Here is a 19,080-nt window from a genome sequence, read left to right on the forward strand (position 1 = left end):
TTATGTGCAGAAGCTTAAAGGGGGCTCTTTTGTTTTCTATTTGAATTTACTAAAGCATGTTTGGGTTATTTCAGAGTCACAGAAACTTTATCTGTCGCTAAACAGCTTCCACCGACATACACATCTACCTCACCCTCTTCGTACATAAAGCATTGTTGGCTGCCGTAGAACTTGAGTTCATTTGCATCAATCTCAAGCCGAACTGTTTTGCGCTCATGTGCTTCAAAATGGCACTTAGCAAAGGCTTTTAGTTCCCTCTGTGGACGAGTCGTCGAAGAGACCTTGCGAGAGATATAGCACTGAACGACTTCTTGCCCAGCAATCGCAGAGTTGTTCTCAACGTCAACCTCAAGAATGAGGCTCTCGTTCTCTGTAATTTCAGGCGTCAACGCCGTCAATTTTCCATACTCAAACTGCGAGTAGCTTAAGCCGAAACCGAATGGGTAAAGCGGTGTATCTTGCTCATTCTTATACGGCATGTACTCTTGATACGCTCGCATTTTTCCTATCGGTTTGCGGCCGTAATACATCGGGATTTGCCCTGTACTTCTTGGTACCGTCATGGTGAGCTTGCCACTCGGATTACTATGACCAAACAGTAAGTTACCGACCGCATTGCCTGTCTCTGTGCCGCTTTGCCATGCATAAACCAGTGACTGAGCGTATTGCTCAATCTTAGGTGACGGTACAGGTCTGCCAGTACATTGAACCACAATCAAAGGTTTGCCCGTTTTGCCAATGGCCTCAATCAGCTCTTCTTGTCCCGGTGGCAGCACAAGCTCGGCAATGTTGCGTGCTTCTCCCGTTCGGCGATGACTCTCACCTACGCATAGCACGACTACATCACTGCGATGCGCACACTCCATCATGTCATCACTGAATGCACTTGAATCAGTAATTATGGTGTTATCTGGCGCTGCGGCTTGAATACCATCAGCGATCGTTGCAACGTCGTCCGCATTGCCATCAAGACACCAAGAACCAAGGTGCTGCCTCTGCGAATGAGCATGAGGGCCAATCACAGCAATGGTTAAACCTTGTGAGTCCAACGGTAGCAAATCACCTTCGTTTTTTAGCAGCACCATACTTTCTTGTGCTAATTCCAGCGCTTTTTGTTTATGTTCCTCTAAGCCCAGCACGCCCTTATGCAGTTCAGGGTCGATGTATGGTCGTTCAAACAGCCCAGCGCGGAACTTAGTTAACAACACACGGTAAACGGCTTCATCTAGATTTTCTTCCAAACTTGGATTGCTCTTAACCAACTCTTCAAGGGTGTCTTCGTAGGCTTCGTGGGTCATCGCCATATCCACACCCGCATGCAACGCCTTTAATGCCGCAGCCGATGGGTCTTTCGCAACTTGGAAGTATTCCAGATCGGAAATAGATCCCCAATCACTGACGACCATGCCATCAAACTTATGCTCGCCTTTGAGCCAGTCTCGAATCAATGGACGAGAGCCAGTTACCGGTGTACCACCAAGGTCGTTAAATCCAGACATCATGGTTGCAACACCTGCTTTCACTGCTGAGGCAAACGGCGGCAAGTGTACATTGTGCAAGGTGTTGTCGCTGAATTCCGTGGTGTCGTAATCGCGACCACCTTCTGATGCGCCATAGCCAACAAAGTGTTTAGCACACGCCACCAGCTTATTTGGCTGCGAAGGGTCATCACCTTGAAAACCTTTCACCACCGATTTTGCAAACTGACTGGTTAAGTACGGATCTTCACCAGAGCTTTCAATCACTCGGCCCCAACGAGGGTCTCGAACGATGTCGAGCATCGGAGCGAAAGTCCAGTTGATGCCTAATGAGGCCGCCTCAGCTGCAATGCACTCGTAAGCCTCTTCAACCAGTGTTGGGTTCCAAGAACATGCTTGAGCCAGAGGAATAGGCAGCACTGTCTTTTGACCATAAATCACATCTCGAGCGAATATGACGGGAATCCCAAGGCGGCTTTTTTCCATCGCCACCTTTTGGATCTCATTCAGCTGGTGCGGATCAACCGATTCACCCGGCGCATTACCTGCCCAAGCCGTGTCAGCAAGGATGCGTGAGCCATACGCCCCCTGCTCCACTTTCATCAAGTACTCTTGCTTGTTATCGTCATAATCCAGCATTGGCGATTGGCAAAGCTGACCCACTTTCTCGGCAAGCGTCATCTGAGACAGTAAATCTTGCGCTCTGGTTTGGTAACTCGCTGAGCTGTCTTTGTATAGAGCCATCGATTAGATCTCTTTCATTTTGTAACGTGGGAAAGCTTCGGTTAGAAACTCAGTCATCTCTTGGTACAACGCATCATTACCAGACTGCTTCGCTAAGCGTCGCAGTTGGTCAGCGGCCGTTGGCACATAACGAGAATCAAGCTGAACGTAGATCTCGATGAACTCCATTAACTGTTGTTCGTTAAGTTGTTCAATGATCAATGCAGGCTTTTCTAATGACGCGTAGTACGCGTCTGGCTTAGGACCAAGCGTTGCGTTACGCCAAGTTTCAATCACCTGCTGATAGCCCCCCAAATACTCGTCTTCAATTCTAAGCTCGAGTTTGTTCATCCCTTTTAACGCAGTCACTAATTTACCTTGCTCGTATTGCTGCTCTGCGTATGCAAAGTAGTTTTCAGATAGTGAATAGGCTTTCAACCACGCCGAACCGTAGGCGATTAAAATAACCGAGGCCAGCGCTAATAATTTATATCCTATCGATACTTTCATTACTTAACCCCTACGCCAGTAAATGCCTTGATGAAGTTCTTCTGTAGGCAGAAAAAGACAATCACAACAGGAACCGCAATCATGGTGGTCATCGCCCACAGTTGTTCTAGGTTGGTTCCCGGTACTTCAGTTTTAAAGTTGTACAGAGCAAGCTGTAGCGTCATCAGAGAATCATCTCGTACGTAAAGTAATGGCCCCATAAAGTCATTCCACGCTCCCATGAAAGTCAGGATGCCGACCGTTGCCAAAGCTGGTCGCATCATCGGCAGAATGATTTTGAAGAAGATACGCATCTCACTTGCGCCATCAATACGTGCCGCTTCCAAATAGGCGTTGTCTATCTGCTTCATGAACTGCACCATCAAGAAGATATTGTATGCACTGATGGCACCCGGAATGATCAACACGCGATAGGTGTTAATCCAATTCCACTCATACATCATCATGTAAGTCGGGATAGTGAACAGAATCGCTGGAATCATCATCGAACCAAGAATCACTTTCAGCCAAAACTCGCGGCCAGGTAAGTTGGTTTTGACAATCGAATACGCGACCATCGACGAGAACAGTGTGTTTAGTACCGTGACAGTGACTGAGATGAAGATGGTGTTGAAGAACACTCTCCCCAAATTCACTGAATCAAACACCTTGATGTAGCCAGCGAACGACCACTCTTTTGGTAAGCTGTTCGGGCTGTGCATAATCTCAGGGCCGGTCTTAAATGAGTTGATCACCATGTAGAAGAACGGATACAACACAATAAGGGTGGCAACCAGAAGTGTGCCATAAATCAGTAGGTTCTTTTTCTTATCAGCATTCATGATTAGTCTTCCTTACTGGTGATTTTTAACTGCATCATCGTCAGCAGGTAAATTACGCAAGCGAGCATTAAGCCAATGGTTGAAGCTTCACCCATCTTCATCTGCTCAAAACCGGTTTGGTATAGGTAGAGCACCGGAGTGAGTGCCGATTGGTAAGGGCCACCGTTTAAGTCGAAGTTCATGAACACTTCGATAAACATCTGTAGGCCATTGATAATGTTCATTGTCATCACGAACACGATCTGAGGCATGATCATCGGCAGAGTAATTTTCTTGGTCTTACGCCACCACGACGCACCATCAATGTCAGCGGCTTCGAACAGAGATTTGTCGATGCTGGCGATACCACCAAGGAAGATGATCATCTGTACACCAAACCACTTCCATGCACTGAACACGGCAATCACAGGCATTGGTAACCACTCTTCAAACTTCCAGAACACTGGCTCTGAAAGAAGATTCGCGCCCACCATGGTGTCTTGAATTGGGCCTGAAGGACCAGACACGAAGTCGAAAATGATCATCGCTACGGTAATCGAGGTCACCACTGGAATGAACATGATGGTGCGGAACATGCTCGATAAGAACTTAATCTCATTGAGAAGCAACGCCAAACCCAATCCAATCACGAAGCTTAACGAGACGAAGATGACTTGGTTAAACACCACATTGAATAGCGACTTCCAGAACAAGAAGTCCGTTACCACGGTAATCCAGTTGGTTAAACCGATGAACTTGGTGTTCTCTGGCATCAAGATATTTACGCTGAGAAAGCTGCTCTCAAATGACAAGAAGAACGGATAAATCAAAAAGACCGCGAAGTACACAATCCAAGGTGCAAGGAACAGGTAGCCGGTTATGAGGTTATCTTTTTTCATAGTTTCACTTAGACCTATCACACTATTCGTTAATGAGTTTTTCAGCTTGCTGCGCCGCCGCTTCCACCGCTTCCTCAGCAGAGACATCGCGCTTAACCACAGCCTTTGAATACTGCTCAAGAATGACGCCAGCCATGTCCGATGACAGCGCAAAAGGCTCATTCAATTTGGCATTAGGTAGTTGTTCTACAAATGGCTTAGCTTCTGGCGTGTTGTAGTAAGGTCGGTCTTTTAGCGAGATCAGTGTTGGCAGTTGACCCAGTGCCATATTGGCCTTGTGGTTGAACTCGTCTTCCATCATTAGCTCTAAGAACGCCCACGACAGCTGCTCTTTCTCGACGCTATTTTTGAAAATCATCAGAGCGCGACCGTCTAGTGTGGAATATGAGGTGTCGCCCTTGTTCAGCGTCGGAATCGGTGCTAGTCCAACATCTTCGCCCACCACCATAGGTTTGCCTGCGGCTTCGGTTAGGTTAGCTTTCCAGCCAAAGCCAAACTGTGGCCACATGCCAATGGTGCGCGAGAAAAAGTTCTTCTCCATGGTCAGTGGCGCATACTGCTGAGCTTTAGCCATGGTTTCAAAGAACAGTGCTAGATTCGCTTCCTCTCTATCAAAGATAGGGTTAGTGCCGAAACGATTAAGCAAGCCGTATTGGCCGTCGTTGAAGTTGTAGTACATCTGAGCCAGCATGCTCCAGTACCAACTACCCCACGACAACGCTTCGTTCCAAAACACGGTGCCGTACACAGGACTCCCATCTGCTCTAGGAGGCAGTTGACTGATCTTTTCTGCCGCGTGTAAAAATTCATCCCAGGTTTGAGGTGGACTCTCTGGGTCTAATCCCGCTTCAATGAACAGCTCTTTGTTGTAGAGCATCAGCGTCGTTGTCGCATTCCATGGGATGTAGTAGTTTCGACCATAGTTTTTCTGCATAAAAACAGGATCGATCCTATCCGACATTGCCTCGAAACCTTCGAACTGCTCTAAGTAAGCGAGCTTACCCATCTTCGCGTATTTAGCGGGTTGGTAACCAAACACACCTGCATATAGGTTTGGCACATCACCTGCTGCCATACGGGTCTCTAAGTTTTCATCGTTTGATACGACTACATCTACGTTGGGATATCTTTTTTTGAACTCAGGAACTAACTCAGAACGGACAAAGTCCATGTAGTTACCCACTGGGGTCATGACTTCGATACGGGTATTATCTGCGAGTGATACTTGCGAACTCAGCGCAAGCACACATCCAATCAACCACTTTTTCATAACTATCCTACAGAGTTTCACGTAAAATTAATGAGGTTGGCAAAATCGTTAATGCTTTTGATTCTTTGGCTTTTTCATCAAGCGCATTGATAAGCGTTGATGCTGCAAGCTCCCCCATCCCCTCTTTTTCATGGGTAACGGTGGTCAAACTCGGAATCATTAACTCTGCCATTCTTATATTGTCGAAACCGACGAGCTTCATTTCGCTCGGGATGTCTATTTCATAACGCTTCGCTGCGCGAATAATGCCAATCGCCATCTCATCATTGGCCGCAAATACGGCGTCGGGTCTGCGCCCTTGCTCCAATAATTCCTTCATCTGCTTGTACGCGGTTTTTTCTGTAAAATCGCTTTTAATCAAATGATGGTTTTTGACCGGCATATTGAAATAACCCAACGCTGAGATGTAGCCATCCAGTCGCTTCTTGCTATCGTATGAGTCTTCTGGTCCAGTGAAGAAGTAGATATCCTTACAGCCCTTAAGCACCAACTCTTTGGTTGCACTGAACGCACCACCAAAGTTGTCAATTAGGATGTTGTAGATACCAGGAGCGCTTAATTCTCGGTCTAGAACCACCATAGGGAAATCTGGACCTGCGACCGACTTTAGAAACTCGGTATCAAATGAATTGGTTAATACCACGGCGCCATCAACGACACGGTCTCGAATGTACTTATGAGCAGTCGAATCTTCATTGCCGTACATGCTACAAGCCACAAGATCGTAACCGCGTTGGTGACAAACCTTCTCGATACCTTTGACAAGCTCGCTGTAAATCGGGCCAAACCAGTTGTTTAGAAACAGGCCGATGGCATAGCTACGGCGTTGCTTCAACTGCTTGGCATTGGTGTTAGCGACATAATTCATCTCGTGTGCAATATTAAGAACATGCTGACGCGTCTTTTCACTGACACGATTGCAGTCATTCATTGCATACGAAACGGTTGCGATTGAGACATTCGCTTTTTTAGCGACGTCTTTAATGGTCACTTTCATTTCACTTATTTCCTTTAAGAGCCCAGCTCTTCACACCTTGCACTTTTCTCATACTCAGCCTTTTGGGTTGGGCCCATCGCTGAGCCCAACAGATTATTAAAGGGAAATATGAAGGGTGTTTTCTTCACTACTCAATCTCTGAAGCAACCATTCGCGTGAGATCTTCGCACCACCAGAACGGTAGCGGTTCTCAGTCAGTTCAAATGGCACCGTTTCACCGTTTATCGAGATTGCTTTTGGCGTGTGTGAACCTTCAACCAAATCGATAACCAAGGTCACTGGTTTCTCATCAAGCTCGAACTGGATCTTCGTTTGACCAACTCGCGGTGAGATAACTGGGTCAAGAATGAGATCGTTGTGCGCGAATCGAACGCCAAATACGTTAGAGATAAGTTGGTTAACGTAGATACCTGGGCCACTTGAGTAGATTCTCCAGCCGCCTTTCACTGCAACCTCACCGTTTTTCACTTGCTCAAAGTTGTCATATGCGGTTGGTCTGTCGTTGAACTTCGCATCCGAACTTGAGAAGTACGCGTTCGACTGACGAAGCTCAGCATTTGGCACGTGGTCTTGAATACCTACAGGGATAATTTTGTACAGGTTGTCGAATACCGCTTCAGCATCGCCCAACTTACATAGCGCTTCGATGAATCGAATATGAGCGTGACAATATTGAAGGCCCACTTCACGTCCAAGGTTGGCTGCCAGTTCTGCGCGCTTAAAGTAGCTCTGCTTACCCGCTTTGTACTCGGCCATTTTGTCCATCAAGCGAACACCGTCAGGGTGAACAAGGTTCTGCTTGATGATGTCCATGTGAGTACTTGCCATCTCAGGATCAAATACTTCTGAAATGATTGAACGGCTTGCTGGCAATAGTCGGTAGTTGATGCCTGTTTTTTGGTCCGATGGGTGCAGCAAGTGTTCGATTTGTTTGACGCTACCCTCTTCATCGCGATCGAAGTGGATAAAGCCTGCAATTACGCCATCTTTAATCAAGTAGTGGTGGTAATCACTTTCCATCTTGTCGGCCAACTCCATCAAAGAAGCCGCGTAATCTTGATGTTCACTGCCTTGAAGGGCTTGGTACATACCTTTAAGGGCTTGTAGCGTTAATGGAATTGTCCAACCACTCACCATGTTCTCACGCAGTGATTGGTTCGCTGGTTGCAGCGTATCGTCCCAGTCGCCATCGCCGTAGCAAGAGAGCGATGTACCCGGTACCAAGTTATCAAGCATATGCTGAACTTGAGTCTGTACGTGGTGCATTAACGTGAAGCTGCTTTCGCTCTTTACAAAGCCCTCTTCTGCCAGCGTGTACGGCAGTTCAACATCCAGAATACTGATGTCGCCTGTCGTATTTAGGTAGTCAGCTAGAGCTTTGAGCGGCCATACTACGATGTCACCATGCGCTTCTTCTTGTTGGATAGTCGCGTACTGATCGAACATGAACCACTGAGGCCAAGTGCCCGTTTCTTGGTATTGGTGGCTGTAGATCTCTTCTAGCACCGCTTTTGCTTTTGCGTATTCCTGCATCGACATAAACAGTTCGAATGGGCCTTGAGACACATCACGCGTACCCCATGCCGCACCTGAGTATTGCTCTAAGCCGTGTGGTGTTGAGTAGTGAACTAAGGCGTTGTGAGTGAACCAGTTCAAACACGTATTGATGCGCTGGCTGTTTCCATTGTCTTCGCTGAAATCAACACTGAAGCCTTTGGTCAGGGACTGAATACCCTTTTGGTATTGCTCGCGTTCCGCCTCAAACGCCATAAACTGTGTGGTAGTGTTTAGCGCATCCGTCTTACCGCCAATCGCGATTGAACAGTGGCTTTCAAGGGAACCGCTGAGTACCAGATATTCTACTGAGTCCGAATCCGCACGCCCGATTGTTTCAGCCGTTACGCCCATGCCTGACACTGCAAGGCCATAACTCAGCGGCGACATGAATTGATCAATCAGTTCATTCTTGCCTGTCACAGTGAACAGTTCGCCATCTCTTGCAATCTCGACTCTGCCCTCACCTTCGTTGTTACCGAAAACAAGTTGGTGTGACACTTTAATTGAAAGCGGAGCCTCAATTCCGTGCTTGGTGATATCTAGCTGGATGATTGGGCTTTGCGCACTTGAAAACGAAACGATCTCTACGTAGCCGCCAAGTAGTTTATAGATCCAACGCGAATAGTTTTGGCCAGTTTCGTAAGCCGAAGGCATGCCCAATACGCGGTAGGTTCCGTCCACTTCAACCCATACTCTTTGTCCTGCATGAGTGAATTGGTTTAACGGGTTTCGGCAAACTCCCAATAGTTTGTTGAATGAAGTATTACCAAGCGTCAGCTGTGAATTGAAAACACCGCTGATGTAGTGAGTCGAGCTCATAATAGATTGCTGGTAATCTTGGTTGTTACCCGATGCAATCACATGACCTGTCATACGCTCTAGGTGCTTCTCTTTCTCTGGCAAGGTCACGTATTTGTTGTCGCCATAGAAGAATGACAACAGTTTACCGTCTTTAACGTCTGCGAACGTTTGATCATCACCGAAGAACTCCGTGATCTCTTTCTCACTCAGCTTTTCACCCTGCAGGTACTCGCCTTTAGGTTGGTGTACGCAAGATAAGGGCTCACGTTCCATTTCTTCAGATAACGTTCGTTGAGCGTGCTTAGCTGTAATCTCTTCCAGCTCAATAGGCTCGCCCGAATTTGATTTCGGGAAATCCGCAGTGACAACGCCGTAGAAAACCACTTCTTTAGACGAGTCTGCTGCAAGCGTGACTTCTTCAGTTTGAAGCGCGATGTAGCCCATCTCATATTGATATTTTTTGTTTTCAAGTTGAGGCGCGTTCAATGCTACTGCCTCACCGGTAAACTTGAACTCTTTACCAAAGAACTGGAAACCATCGGTGCTGTAGCCAACCACAGGTGAAAGAGAACCCAATTGAATGCGCGGGTTACCTGAAGATTGAGGCAAGTTCTGACGGCTACAAACCACGTAACCCATTTGGTTTTCAAAGATTTGATGGTCAAGGTACTGAGAGCAATACAGTTCATTGGTTTTAACTGCGCCTTCATCCGCAAGACCAACATCTTGACCGTAAATCAGGTCATACGTCAGTGGCTGTGAAGAGAGGTTGGTAATGCTCACATCGTAGAAAAACGTATGGTCAGCCGTTTTAATCGACACAACAGCTTCAAAGTCTTCTGTTGTTGTTACCCACTGTAGTGAACCATCGCTCTGCTTAAACGTTTCAATCTTGTTATTAAAAAAAAGCAATGGTGTGACATTTGATTTACCCTCACCCTTAACGCGAAGGAATACATTCGAGATAGCCATTTCTGAGTCAGGCGTATCGAACAGAGACACCATTAAACGATCACTGCGAATTGCGCCTAGTACGCCATCTGCGTTGAATGTGAGGTTTAGGCTTTCGTTGCCAACGCTCATTTGTGATCCAGGTTGAATGTGGTGCATAAAGCTTTACTCCAAACTTATTTTGATTCTGTGTAGTGGATATTTTCTTGAGAAGCGTCATCAAAGACGTGGCATTTCTCGACTTGAAGTTGAATGTGGCAATGAGTACCGACATCAGGTGTTTGCTCGGTATCGAGTAATTTGCAAACCACCGGTTTATCGAAGATGGTGACGTGTAAGTAGACTTCTGACCCCAACTCTTCTTTCGCCTCAACTTTTGCCGGTAGCGTGTTTTGATTCGCTTGATTAGATACCGACAAGTGCTCTGGACGAATACCAAGGTGAACGCGGTGCCCTACCCACTCTTTCGCTTTCTCTTGATGTGCTTGCGACAGTTCGATGGTGTGCTCATTGAGTTGCATGCACACTTTTCCGCTTTGTTCTAACAAGGTGCCTTCAAGCATGTTCATGGCTGGAGAGCCTATAAACTCTGCAACAAACTTGTTTTTTGGGTTGTGATACACATTCATCGGCGTATCGACTTGCATGATGCGACCTTGGTTAAGAATGCAGACGCGGTCTCCCATGGTCATCGCTTCCACCTGATCGTGGGTTACATAGATCATGGTTGCTGGCTTGCCCGACTCTTGAAGTTGGTTATGCAGGCGAATGATTCGGCGACGCATCGACACTCGAAGCTTGGCGTCTAGGTTAGATAGCGGCTCATCGAATAAGAACACATCCGGGTTACGTACCATTGCGCGTCCTAAGGCAACACGTTGGCGCTGACCACCTGACATCTGTTTTGGTTTTCTATCGAGCAGGTCAGTGATTTCTAAAAGCTCGGCTGCTTTGGTGACACGCTCTTTGATTTCTGCTTTCGGTTTTTTTGCCGTTTCTAAACCAAATGCTAAGTTTTCGTAAGCAGTCATATGCGGGTACAGCGCGTAGTTCTGAAATACCATCGCGATACCACGGTCTTTTGGCGGCAAGTCATTACACTCTCGGTCACCAATCACTAGCTGCCCATCAGTAATGCTTTCCAAGCCGGCGACCATTCTCAGCATTGTGGATTTAGCACAGCCAGATGGACCAACAAGCACCATGAATTCACCATCTTTGATGTCTAAACTCACATCGTGAATAGCGTGGAAGCCGTTGTCATAGACTTTGTTTACATTTTGTAGCGTTACTTTCGCCATGATTCTGCATTCCTATCTGTAAATGCGTTCACTATTTAGGTCACACCTTCCTTCGCGGTGTATCCAAACAATAGTGCAAGTGGTGAGGTGTGGGATTGTCAAATTCACGTTTGTTTCAGCTGATTAGCAATCCCACGATAACTAAAGTTGTTTTTAGAACTTCCAAACAATCCCGACTTTAGAGAACCAAACCAATTGGTCTCCTGTCCAAGGTGCCGGATCCGCGTGACGATCTTTCACCTGAATATCTGCCAAGAAGGAGAAATGTTCATTGATTGGTAAATCCGCGTATAGCGCATAAACATCATAGTCAAAATGGTCGCGGTTATTTGGATCTGAACCCATGTCTAACGTACCTCTCTCATAACGCAGCTCTAGGTAGTTGCCGTTATCAAAGTTGAACTGCACCAAAGGCTTAACGGCAAACTCGACGTAGTTGAAGTCGTTATGCTCTTCAACATAGATGACCTTTGCACCGATATTGATGCCGTTATCTAAGCGGTAAAGATACAAAGGCTCAGACTCAATGAAAGCGCCTCGGCTGCCAGGGCCTTGTCTTTCATCTTTGTAGCCTAGCTCCGCACTTAGGTGTAAGAAGTGACGGCCAAAGCTAAGGTCAATGCCCGGTTTTGCCATGTACTTGTCGTAGTGCCATTCGCCAATGGTTTTTTCGTACGACAACATTAGGTTGTAAGCAACATTGTCATTTTGACGCCAGTAAAAGCTCGGAATGATTTCAGAATAGTTACTTTGACCGGTGCTCTCGCCTCCACGGCTGTGGTGTATCTCTTTAAATACATAGCCCATACTGAAGTTGTCGGTCACACGGGTGAAACCGTCAGCGTAGATGTAGTGAAGAAGCTCTTCGTTTGGTTGGTTTTCGTTATCGATATGCTCGTATTCAATACCCGTTAATGCACGAGTTCGCGGCGCAGCATTACTGCTCTTTGCCGATTCAGTGGTCAGAATCAACTCACGGTATTGGTGGTCACTCCACAAACCCACTTCTTCCTCTTCTTGTGCCTCCTCTTGCACTTCGTCAGCATAAGCGACAGAAGGGATAGCCATCGCCATCAACGGGATGATGCTCGCGGCCTTAATAACGTTCACTGCTTTTTCAAAATTCACGACTCAATTCCTTTCTATTTGTTATTCGGTTCAAAGGTCTCGTACATATCAACGATCGCTGCGTAGTAATTCTTGCTTTCTAAGTACTTACGCACGTCTTGGTTGATAGCCGGTGAAAGGAAAGCTCCCACAAACATGCCTTGGTCTAGAGACAGAATTTTTGTCGACGTTTCACCTTTGCCGTTAATCGCGTCATACCAGCCATAAGGGGTCTCAAGTTGTGGGTAGTAGTCGATCACTGTGTTTAACAAGTTAACGGCTTCAAATGGATTCACCATGTAAGAAAGCGCTAGGGCGTGAGGTGTACCGGTATCACCACCAGCGATATCTGTGTTGTTAAAACGAACCTTAGATTCTGATAGCTCTGGGACACCGAATGCCGCATAACCATCGTCAACCGTTGCTGCGGACGACACGAAAGGAATTTGATGTTTGATAGCGTGGTACTTCTGGATCTCTGTCATATCTTCGATCATCGAGAAATCAGGGATCAATGAGCGCTCTTCCAACCAAATCATTGAAAGCATGCCTTGGAAATACGCACCATCCCAAGTCAGCATCGGCGAATATTTCTTACCATCTAGGTAGTAGTCTTGCGTATATAACTCCATGTTGTTAAACGCAGTTTTTGGCACTCTATTTTCTGAGTCTTGAGTGATCAGGTGAGCCCAGATTGGCGCGAGTCGGCTTTCATTGGCTTTACGATCAATATGGTAAGTCAGTGGTGCTTGTTTGGTTGTCGACCAGCCTGAGTACAGTAATCCTCGGCTCTCATCATAGAGCTCAGCCCAACCGTCTGTTTGGCTGTTAAGAATGGATTCAACCTTAGCGACGACTTGCTTTTCATCGGCTTGTTTTGAATCCAGATAAGCACCCGCTACACCCGCAAGAGCAAAGGCTAGATTGGCGTTATCCACCGCAGGAACAATGCCGTCTTTGTTCGGTTTTAGTTGATCACCTTCAATGTCATAAGGCCAGTAAAATAGGCCTTTCCAAGTCGGCGTACCGGCAAGTGCATCCAAGGTTTCATGAATACGCACTAACGCATCGGCATTGCCATTTTTGTGCGCTTCAACCAGTACGTTTAGGTACAGACCAATCTCTGTCGTATTGACGTAATACGCATGTTCAATCTGGCCGTCTTTATCGACAAAAATCGTGTCGTATGGGACTTTGGCTTTTTGATCTACACCTACGCCATCAACAAAGAAATCCAAGTTTCTTTGTAAATGTTGTTCAAACCCTACTGGGTAGAGTTGTGGGTTAACGGTAAGTTCGGTGATGGTGACATCAGCGAACGTTGACATGCTAGCCATGAGGGTACAGGTAGCTAAAAGGCTTTTTTTAATCATTTCTCGTTTCGACCTTTATGTATAAACGTTTCACCACGGATATTCCCACCGGAGTAACATTATCAGCAATGTGGTCATTTACCTTTTGTGATTACGGGATTGTCAGATCGAAAGTTACTGCTTAAACCTTTAAGCATTTAAGCTAAAACATGTGAGAGATCTATCAACTTTGCACAAGTGACAGCACGGCAGTAATAAACAAAATGTATCGGTTTGAAGGCTTATTCTGTGCAAAACACAAACAGATTGCGCACAAAAAAACGCCAACTCAGTAATGCTAAGTTGGCGTTTAAAGAAATCTATTTTGTTTAAGTCGAGTTACAGAATCCGTTTAAAACTCATACTGGAAATAGATGGTGTTGTAGTTACTGCCACCTTTAATGCGACCAAACTGCGACGCGTTTTCGAAGATAGCCGAGCGGTGGTGGAGTGAGTAACCAAACCACAGATTGTTGAGATCATTCTTGCCGAACAGATCGCCTACATTGACATCAAACGAGAAGTCTAAGTAGTTCAATAGGTGACTTGCGGTATAGCCCTTCTCTGCCATCTCTGTAGCTTCAATGTACGTAATTGAATCGATGTATGACATACCTTCTGCCACACCAAAACGCCATTGCGTTGGCCAGTTAAAGGTGTAGTAAGCCTTAATCGCAACCACATATTCCGTACTGCTTGATTGAACCTCTGAACTCCAGTGGTGAACGATACCGGGCGTTAGATAAATATCTAACGGGAAACCAAATATCTCATCCGTCAGTGGATGACCGTAGAAGAATGAGGTCAGTTGGTTATTGAACTCATCTTTCTCGCGATTGAACTTCATGATGTCGCCGATGTTTGAAGGCGTTGCCCAACCGTGTGCCACACGAAGATAGGCTGGGTTACTAAGTCGAGGTTTTGGTGCTTTCTCTTTGTCATTAAAGAAACCAAATCCGACGTAGAATTCACCTTGGTAGCGATCTTCAACAATTGACGATTCGTAGGCGTTATCATCTAAACGAGTAACGCTTGTCGAACCAAGCAGGTACAAGTTAGAAATAACATGATACTTGGCTTCAACACCCACATTGAAATCGACACCGGCACCAATCGACTGCCCACCTACTTCGTAATACTCAGTGTTAAAATCGGCACTCTTATAACGCAGTGTTGCACTTGGTGTGAACTCCCAATCCCCGACTTCGTAGTAGCCTTTGGCTCTAAAGTTGCCATGAAAACGGTAAGAGTCGTCGCTCATAAACTCAGTTTCTAAGCGCCATTGATCGTCCAGTTGGTAGGCAAGCTGCGCACCAAAATCAGCGGTGTCACCCTCAATTGCATTCTGTTCAGATGCAGGAATATCGATAAAACGCATGCGCGAAATCGCATTCAGCTGCCACTTCTCATCGTCAGACTCGAGCAGGTAGGCACCCATTTCTGTGCCATCAATAAAGACGTAGTCGTTCTTAAAAAACAGCATCGGCACGAACGAGCTTACCGTTTGGTCACCACCGGACGTGTCATAGGGAATACTCGCCGTTCGATACATCGCGGCAATTCCCCACTCTTGCTCTTCGATCGCTGCTGCATTACCACCGCTAAGTAGCGCACCCGAGCTAACCATGGTTGCTATTAATTTGTTCTTCATTACTGTTTTTTCTCTGTTGAGCCGATTTCTGCTACCGAATAGACATTTCTTGACCAATTTTGGTCAACTAACTTTAGGTTTGATCGTCATTGACCGTTACAATGAAGATCACCCTATGGTCAATTTAAAGTATTGTGAAAGTTTCCGAATTACAAAACATTATAAACCAGCTTCCGAGCGATGCCGATCCTGACGTTGTCATGGGAGAGGCTTGGTTACCTGAAAGACTAGTCGACACCACGCTTGATGGTGATCTGTTGTTTCTTCAATTTGATAATGCTCCTGAAGAAACGCAAGGAGACGAAGAAGGTCGTGGTTTTGTGGAGCACGAAGTTACCATGATCCGAGAAAAACTCGAACAAATACTTGATGCTCCTTCAGACACAAAAACAAAAGCCGACGCGATGCTGGCTCTATTTTTAATGGGTCATGAACTTTCTAGCTCGGAAGTTATCGAAATACTCGAGACGCCCGAACCAGATAACGACTTAATATAATTAAAGAATAGTCCACCACCACGATTTTAGGAACACTGTGAAGCATTCGACACCTGAGACACTCCCCTTACTTATTGCTGGCCCTATACTGCGTAAAACGACCAAAGACGAGGTTGTAATCTGGGCCGTCACCAGTCAGCCGCTTTTAGGTACGGTTTCGCTCTACCATCGCGACCAAGGTGACGCATTTTATCAGTCAAAGTTGGCTGAGCAGCAAAGCTTGCGAATTGGTGTTTCAGCTTGGGTAACGCTTATCCAGCTTCACGGTGAATTTCCAACCAATACGCCACTCGAGTACGATATCGAGACTCAGCAAGACACGCTTAAAACACTAGCACCACATCTTACTTACAACGATCGCCAACGCGTTGAGTTTGTGGTGTCTGAAGAGTCGAACTACATTCTGCATGGCTCTTGTCGCAATCCACACCATCCGAGTAAAGACAGTTTGGTCGCGGCTGACAGCAAAGTAGAAAAACAGGCGCCGCAAGAACGTCCTGACTTGCTGATGATGAGTGGCGACCAGATTTACGCTGACCACGTTGCAGGCCCTATGTTGGATGCCATTTGGCAAGTAATCCAGCTGCTTGGTTTGCCAGATGAGCGCCTACCGACAGACGCTCAGGTTAATGATATTCATGACAGCCAATCCCTGTTTGAAAGTGAATATCACCTTTACCAGCGCCACCACTATCTGCCGCATCACAATCAGTCAGACTCTTTGTTGGACAAACTGTTCCCTAACCGCAAGGTTCCTATCTTCAGTTCTCGTGATTGTGAAAACCACTTAGTGACATTGTCTGAATTTGTCGCTATGTACCTATTGGTGTGGTCACCTACTCTTTGGCAGTGCATTAACCGTGAGCGCCTGATTGAAAACAACTTTGAACAAGGTGGTAGAAAGCTAACACCACTTGAGCAACAACAGTGGCGTGATGAAACTGAGGTTATTAACGACTTCATTAAAGGTTTGCCGCAAGTGCAACGCTTGCTCGCACACATCCCGACCTACATGATCTTCGACGATCATGACGTTACCGATGACTGGAATCTCACCGTCGGGTGGGAACAAGCGGTATTACAAAACCAACTCGCTACACAAGTGATTGGTAATGGCCTCGCGTCTTACTGGCTTTGCCAAGGTTGGGGTAATGCGCCTGAGAAGTTCAATGATGTGTTTATCGAGCACGCTCAGTCGGTGTTTGAGATTCAAAGCTCGCAAGAAGCCAAGTCACTTCAACCTACGCCACTTGAACCTATGCCACTTCAACCCAAGATTGACGAGCAAGCGCATCAAGCGTTCGTCCAATACTTGAGTCGCTTTGAAGATTGGCACTACACCATCGATCTATCACCGAAGGTGATTGTGCTTGATACTCGTACTCGTCGTTGGCGTTCAGAGTCACGCATGAACAAACCGTCAGGCTTGATGGATTGGGAAGCTCTGATTGAATTCCAACATCAACTCATGCATCAAGATAAGGTAATCATTATCTCTGCTGCACCGATGTTTGGCGTTAAGTTTATCGAAGCACTGCAGAAAATCATGACTACCTGTGGCCAACCGCTGCTCATTGACGCGGAGAACTGGATGGCCCACCCAGGTAGCGCTAACACTCTGATCAGCATTTTCACCCACACCAAGACTCCGACCAACTTCGTGGTGCTTTCTGGCGATGTGCACTACTCCTTTGCGTACGACATCAAGCTGCGTTATCGCAAAAACAGTCCGAACATCTATCAGATCACTTGTAGCGGTATCAAGAACGAGTTCCCAGCACCTCTGCTTAAGTTCTGCGACGTATGTGATCGCCTGCTGTATAGCCCGCGTTCAATACTTAACTACTTTACCAAACGTAAGCGTTTGAGAATCGAGAAAAGAAGCCCTGACAACCAGAACTTCTATCGCCTTTCAAACCGCAGCGCGATTGGTGAACTGAAGCTCGATGAATCGGGAAAACCTATTTCAATCACTACCTTGAGTGGCGATGGTAAAGTGACTCGTTTCCCAGAGCCTGATTAGGGCTAATGACTCGTCAAACTACCTATAGTTTTGTCAACATAGTGTAAATCCACTTGCGATTGACCAAGGTAAGCCCAATATTAATAGTATTAGCTCAACCTATATCTCAATATTATCAATTCGGTTGAGCGTGCAACTTAGTCCTATTTCGTAGATTGGAGCTTATTATGTTTAATTCTCTTACTTCACTGTTCAAGCAACTGATTGAAGGTGAAGACCTTAGCAAAACCTCGAAAGCATCGCCCAATATTGCGATTGCGAGCCTGCTGTGTGAAGTCGCTGGTGCTGACCACGAAATCGATGAGAAAGAGCAAGCGGCCAAACTCATGCTGATTCAGCGCCTGCTAGGTCTAACAGAAGAAGAAGCTGCTCAACTGCTTGAGAAAGCGCAGCCACAGGTTGACCAATCTGTGTCTCTGTATGATTTCACTTCTCAGCTTAGAGAGCTTTCACAACCGGTGCGTATCGACTTAATTAAGGCGATGTGGGAAGTGGCTCATGCTGATGGTGAGATTGATCCGATGGAAGATGCGGTGATCCGCAAAACCGCAGAACTGCTTTATGTGGACCACAGCGATTTCATTAAGACAAAACTGAGCGTGCTTGGCGAAGAGTAGCCTTATCGCAATCCCTCATACAACACCACCTAATATCCCAATAGCGTCGAAGACTAACCCAACAGTGAGTTAGTCTTGATATCTATAATCACTAAAGAGGGAACATCAATCACTAGAGAGGGAACGTCCGTAGAAAATGCCCTTTAACTCCAGAGGGACACCATTTTTATGGATAAATAGTCCTCTTTGGTCTGAGACCAACACACTGCGTTTATTATCTAGTTCTTGAATAAACAGGTTTTTAACGTTGAACGTTTGAGGGTTAGAAGCCTGATCTTGTTCCGTTTGGTAGAAATAGTAATGATCCCCCCAGCGCAGGAAAACGCCAAAGAACTGCTTTGCCTGAATTACCTTACCTTCGCGGTCATAACCAATGTAGTGCATTTTTGAGCGACCATTTCGAAGGCGCAGTGTCAGCTCTTCATACCCTAGACCATCATAAGTCACCTTAAACTGATAAGCGTTATTGGTGGACATACCGGAAACCAATCCTACCGATAAGATAAGAACAGCAACCAGGATAATTGGTAGAAAAAAATGTCTCAT

The 19,080-nt window shown here is 46.2% G+C and carries 14 protein-coding genes and 1 pseudogene; 3 read left to right on the top strand and 12 right to left on the bottom strand.

Annotation, left to right across the window (positions count from 1 at the left end; genetic code table 11):
- Positions 1 to 65: 65 nt before the first annotated feature.
- The 11 genes from FIV04_RS08535 to FIV04_RS08585 form a co-directional block, all read right to left on the bottom strand.
- Positions 66 to 2,222, bottom strand: a complete 2,157-nt coding sequence (locus FIV04_RS08535) for a glycoside hydrolase family 3 N-terminal domain-containing protein (RefSeq protein ID WP_152468879.1) — start codon at positions 2,220 to 2,222, stop codon at positions 66 to 68.
- Positions 2,223 to 2,225: 3 nt separating this feature from the next.
- Positions 2,226 to 2,711 carry a hypothetical protein gene (locus tag FIV04_RS08540; protein ID WP_152468880.1) on the bottom strand — a complete coding sequence of 162 codons (486 nt, stop codon included), beginning with the start codon at positions 2,709 to 2,711 and terminating at the stop codon, positions 2,226 to 2,228.
- Positions 2,711 to 3,532 (bottom strand): carbohydrate ABC transporter permease, encoded by an 822-nt coding sequence (locus FIV04_RS08545; RefSeq protein ID WP_008222128.1) that lies wholly within the window; start codon positions 3,530 to 3,532, stop codon positions 2,711 to 2,713. The genes FIV04_RS08540 and FIV04_RS08545 overlap by 1 nt, the downstream gene beginning before the upstream one ends.
- Before the next feature lie 2 nt (positions 3,533 to 3,534).
- Positions 3,535 to 4,410 (bottom strand): carbohydrate ABC transporter permease, encoded by an 876-nt coding sequence (locus FIV04_RS08550; protein WP_150872794.1) that lies wholly within the window; start codon positions 4,408 to 4,410, stop codon positions 3,535 to 3,537.
- Between the two features lie 22 nt (positions 4,411 to 4,432).
- Positions 4,433 to 5,680: an extracellular solute-binding protein gene (locus tag FIV04_RS08555; protein ID WP_152468881.1), complete on the bottom strand. Its 1,248-nt coding sequence runs from the start codon at positions 5,678 to 5,680 to the stop codon at positions 4,433 to 4,435.
- Positions 5,681 to 5,687: 7 nt separating this feature from the next.
- On the bottom strand, positions 5,688 to 6,677 hold the full coding sequence (locus FIV04_RS08560) for a LacI family DNA-binding transcriptional regulator (protein WP_032548779.1): 990 nt from the start codon (positions 6,675 to 6,677) through the stop codon (positions 5,688 to 5,690).
- A 96-nt stretch (positions 6,678 to 6,773) separates the two neighbouring features.
- Positions 6,774 to 10,145, bottom strand: coding sequence for a cellobiose phosphorylase (locus FIV04_RS08565; protein WP_152468882.1), 3,372 nt, complete (start codon positions 10,143 to 10,145; stop codon positions 6,774 to 6,776).
- 17 nt (positions 10,146 to 10,162) lie between these two features.
- The gene (locus FIV04_RS08570; RefSeq protein ID WP_152468883.1) at positions 10,163 to 11,287 is read right to left on the bottom strand and encodes an ABC transporter ATP-binding protein; all 1,125 of its coding nucleotides are present in this window, start codon (positions 11,285 to 11,287) and stop codon (positions 10,163 to 10,165) included.
- 153 nt (positions 11,288 to 11,440) lie between these two features.
- Positions 11,441 to 12,415 carry a hypothetical protein gene (locus tag FIV04_RS08575; protein ID WP_152468884.1) on the bottom strand — a complete coding sequence of 325 codons (975 nt, stop codon included), beginning with the start codon at positions 12,413 to 12,415 and terminating at the stop codon, positions 11,441 to 11,443.
- Between the two features lie 14 nt (positions 12,416 to 12,429).
- A complete protein-coding gene (locus FIV04_RS08580) occupies positions 12,430 to 13,731 on the bottom strand; it encodes a hypothetical protein (protein ID WP_152468885.1) in 1,302 nt (433 codons plus the stop codon).
- Positions 13,732 to 14,098: 367 nt separating this feature from the next.
- Positions 14,099 to 15,397, bottom strand: coding sequence for a MipA/OmpV family protein (locus tag FIV04_RS08585; RefSeq protein ID WP_152468886.1), 1,299 nt, complete (start codon positions 15,395 to 15,397; stop codon positions 14,099 to 14,101).
- 79 nt (positions 15,398 to 15,476) lie between these two features.
- Here FIV04_RS08585 and FIV04_RS08590 point away from each other — a divergent pair.
- From FIV04_RS08590 to FIV04_RS08600, 3 genes and pseudogenes are all read left to right on the top strand, one after another.
- Positions 15,477 to 15,882, top strand: a pseudogene (locus tag FIV04_RS08590) (hypothetical protein); the annotation flags it as partial.
- A 49-nt stretch (positions 15,883 to 15,931) separates the two neighbouring features.
- Positions 15,932 to 17,917: an alkaline phosphatase family protein gene (locus FIV04_RS08595; protein ID WP_152468887.1), complete on the top strand. Its 1,986-nt coding sequence runs from the start codon at positions 15,932 to 15,934 to the stop codon at positions 17,915 to 17,917.
- Positions 17,918 to 18,084: 167 nt separating this feature from the next.
- Positions 18,085 to 18,534: a TerB family tellurite resistance protein gene (locus FIV04_RS08600; RefSeq protein WP_032548770.1), complete on the top strand. Its 450-nt coding sequence runs from the start codon at positions 18,085 to 18,087 to the stop codon at positions 18,532 to 18,534.
- 105 nt (positions 18,535 to 18,639) lie between these two features.
- Here the strand turns inward: FIV04_RS08600 and FIV04_RS08605 are convergent, their stop codons facing one another.
- Positions 18,640 to 19,080: a hypothetical protein gene (locus FIV04_RS08605; protein ID WP_152468888.1), complete on the bottom strand. Its 441-nt coding sequence runs from the start codon at positions 19,078 to 19,080 to the stop codon at positions 18,640 to 18,642.

The sequence above is a fragment of the Vibrio sp. THAF190c genome, from assembly GCF_009363355.1.
Classification (GTDB): domain Bacteria; phylum Pseudomonadota; class Gammaproteobacteria; order Enterobacterales; family Vibrionaceae; genus Vibrio; species Vibrio fortis_A.